Here is a 1994-nt window from a genome sequence, read left to right on the forward strand (position 1 = left end):
AGGCCCGCGTAGCGCCCGCGCGGGGTGGCCCGCCGCGCCCGGTGCGCGGTCGAGCCCGACGTGCGCCCGGAGCCGAGCAGCGCGCGCAGCGGGGTCAGGGTGTCGCCGGTGACCTGGCCCGACCAGGCCAGGTCCCACAGCGCGTCGGCGATCGCCGCCTCGGACGGCATCGGCGCCAGGGTCGGGTCCTGGGCCAGCCGCTCCGTCAGTTGTCGAAAGAACAACGCGTAACCACCGGCCAGCGCGGTCAAGATCGCGCCGTGCAGCGGTGTGGGGTCCAGCGGCACGGGCGGAGGCAGCAGGAAGGGCGCGGCGTCGGCGAGGTAGAGCGAGATCCACCCGTCCTTGCCCGGCAGCGCGCCGTGCCCCGCCCACACGACCTCGCCGGCCGCGCACAACTCGTCGAGCAACGCGGGCCGATAGTCGCTCACCCGCGACGGCAGGACCAGCTTCTCCAGCGCCGACGCCGGCACGCTCGCGCCCTGCAACTGCTCGACGACGCGCACCAGTCCGTCCAGGCCGCGCACGTTGGCCGCCCCCACGCTCTGCCACGCGATCGCGAACCGGGCCAGCGCGACCGGCGGCACCGGCTCGACCTCGTGCCGCAGCGCGGCGAGCGAGCGCCGCCGCAGCATCCGCAACACCTCGGCGCCGCACCACTCCAGGCCGGAACCGCCCGGGCGGAACTCTCCCGAGACGACCTGCCCACCGGCCGCGAGCCGCTCCAACGTGCCCGTGGTCACCGCGACTCCCAGGCCGAACCGGGCCGCGGCCTCGGCGGCCCGAAACGGCCCGTGGGTGCGCGCGTGCCGCGCGATCAGGTCGCCCAACGGGTCCTTGACCGGCTCGGTGAACGCCTCCGGAACGCCCACCGGCAGGGGGGTGCCCAGCGCGTCGCGCAACCGCCCCGCGTCCTCGATCCCGGCCCAGCGCTCCTCGCCCGCGATCCGCACCCGGATCACCCGGCGCGCCTCCTCCAAACCGCTCAACCACCCCGCCTCGAACGCGTCCGTGCAGCGCGCGGCGATCTCCGCGCCGCCGAGCGGGCCCAGCAGCCGCAGTAGATCCGCGACCCCCTCGGCGTCGCGCGCGCGGCGGTCCTCGGCCAGCCGCTGCAACTCGCTCTCGGTGCGCTCCAGCACGTCGGGGTCCAGCAGTTCGCGCAGTTCGGCCTGCCCGAGCAGTTCGGCGAGCAGGCGCGAGTCGAGCGCGAGCGCCGCCGCCCTTCGCTCCGCGAGCGGGGAGTCGCCCTCGTACATGAACTGCGCGACGTAGCCGAACAGCAGCGAGCGCGCGAACGGCGAGGGTTCGGTCGTGGTGACCTCCACGATCCGCACCGCTCGGGTGGCGATGTCGCGCATCAGGCCGGTCAACCCGGGTACGTCGAACACGTCCTGCAGGCATTCGCGCATCGTTTCCAACACGATCGGGAACGACCCGTACTCGCTTGCCACCGCGAGCAGTTGCGCCGACCGCTGACGCTGCTGCCACAGTGGCGTGCGGCGCCCGGGCATCCGGCGCGGCAGCAACAGCGCGCGCGCCGCGCACTCGCGAAAGCGCGACGCGAACAGCGCCGAGCCGCCCACCTCCGCGGTCACCAGCGGCTCGACCTCGGCCTCCTCGAACACCGCGAAGTCCGGCGGCAACGCACCCGCCGAGATGTTGTCGGAGCCCTCCCCGAACGACTCGCCGCCGAACGGGTCGCCCGTGTCCGGCATGCGCAGCACGATGCCGTCGTCGCCGTGCATCGTCTGCACGTCGAGCCCGGTCCGCTCGCGCAGTCGGGCCGAGATCGCCAGCGCCCACGGCGCGTGCACCTGCGCGCCGAACGGCGAGTGCACCACCACGCGCCAGTCGCCGAGCTCGTCGCGAAAGCGCTCCACCACGATCGTCCGGTCGTCCGGGACGTGCCCGCACGCCTCGCGCTGCTCGCCCAGATAACTCAGGAGGTTGTCCACCGCCCACTCGTCCAGCCCCGCGGCGGCCACCCGCGC

General features: G+C 74.6%; 1 pseudogene. It reads right to left on the reverse strand.

Annotation, left to right across the window (positions count from 1 at the left end):
* Positions 1 to 1994 (reverse strand): annotated as a pseudogene (locus tag GT354_RS46080) (DEAD/DEAH box helicase); the annotation flags it as partial.

Source organism: Streptomyces sp. SID3343 (assembly GCF_009865215.1).
Classification (GTDB): Bacteria; Actinomycetota; Actinomycetes; order Streptomycetales; family Streptomycetaceae; genus Embleya.